A 1,064-nucleotide genomic window follows, 5' to 3' on the forward strand; every position below is an offset into this window, starting at 1 on the left:
TCTTCTACAATAACCGATAGAAACAAAACTGAAAGTGCTCTTGAAAAAGGCACTGCTATTAAAAATTCATGGACAGGTCTACTAAATTTTGTAACATTAGGATTGCTCACTGACGGAAAACCAGAAATGAGAGATGCTTCACAAATAGAATCTTCACAAAATACTCTTACTATTGTTATTAAATTTGATGAAAATAATTATGTTGAAAGCTATTCTTACCACAGCAGCAAATTTTAAAAATTGAAGGATAAATTAAATGTTTAATAAAATTATTTTAATTTTAACCTGTATAGGTTTAATCTCTTGTTTGCCGTCTTTTGCTAAACAGGATGAAGCTTCTTCTTTGGAAGTTAGACAAATGCAAACCAGAACTTATGAAGTTAAAGAAAAAAAACAATTAATGGAAGCAATAGTAAATGTTCTACAGGATCGTGGCTATCTTATAACAGAATCAAACTATAAATTGGGAGTCATTAGCGGTTATAAAGAAGACAAAGAAAAAGTATTTTTAGGGAACCGATATGTAAGGTATGAAACTTCAGTACAGATAAACGAGTTTAGTGATAAAAATTATAAAGTCAGGACAAGCTTTATTAGAAAATTTATCGATTATACAGGAACTCCTTCAGGCAAAAAAGATATTAAAAATCCCGAAGTATTATACCGAGAATTTTTTAGCCAGTTAGACAAAAGTTTATTTATTGAAGCGCAGGGGATATGATAATGAGAAGAATTACAGCTAAACTTTTGATATTTATATTTGTTTTTTCTTTTCATATGCCTGCTTTTGCTAAGAAGGAAACGCAAGTATCAGTTCTTGATAAAAGGGCTATTCAGACAAAGATTTATGAGACAAAGTCTGAAGATGAATTAATGAAAATGGCTTTAGATATTCTTCAGGATGAGGATTATAAAATTATAAATCTTGATAGCGAATTAAGCCTGATAACAGCAATGAAACAATCTACAAGACCTCGACCACTGAAAGTTAAGATAGGGTATTATACTGGTTTCCTGGTAATGTCGGGAATTTCTTTTGGTATTTATTCTACAATATTCTGGAT

General features: G+C 30.4%; 1 protein-coding gene and 2 pseudogenes. All 3 read left to right on the forward strand.

Annotated elements, in window-relative coordinates; all coding sequences use genetic code 11:
- Positions 1 to 237, forward strand: a pseudogene (locus tag A2255_00175) (hypothetical protein).
- A gap of 19 nt (positions 238 to 256) precedes the next feature.
- Positions 257 to 721, forward strand: coding sequence for a hypothetical protein (locus A2255_00180; GenBank protein ID OGI17747.1), 465 nt, complete (start codon positions 257 to 259; stop codon positions 719 to 721).
- Between the two features lie 2 nt (positions 722 to 723).
- Positions 724 to 1,064, forward strand: a pseudogene (locus A2255_00185) (hypothetical protein).

Source organism: Candidatus Melainabacteria bacterium RIFOXYA2_FULL_32_9 (assembly GCA_001784615.1).
Taxonomy (GTDB): domain Bacteria; phylum Cyanobacteriota; class Vampirovibrionia; order Gastranaerophilales; family UBA9579; genus UBA9579.